We start from the raw sequence: 244 nt of genomic DNA on the forward strand, positions 1-244 counted from the left end.
CCGCCCCGGCGGCGCGGCGGCCACGCGAAAAAGCGCGGCATCAGCGGCGAACTGGACTGCATCCTGGTGGCGCGCGACCGGCAAGGCCGCACTTGCGATTTCGTCCCGGGGCGCGGGCCCGTCACGGCGGCGCAGTTGCAGCAGCATTTGTTACCCGTGCTGGACAAGGCCGTGCTGCTGGCCACCGATGCGGCGACAGCGTATCGGGAGTTTGCGAAAGATCATGGCATCGCGCACCGGGCCG

At 70.1% G+C, this 244-nt stretch carries 1 pseudogene; it reads left to right on the plus strand.

The annotated features are described in order from the left end of the window. A pseudogene (locus GM672_RS28830) lies at positions 1–244 on the plus strand (IS1595 family transposase); the annotation flags it as partial.

Origin of the sequence: Pseudoduganella buxea (assembly GCF_009720835.1) — a bacterium.
GTDB classification, from domain to species: domain Bacteria; phylum Pseudomonadota; class Gammaproteobacteria; order Burkholderiales; family Burkholderiaceae_D; genus Rugamonas; species Rugamonas buxea.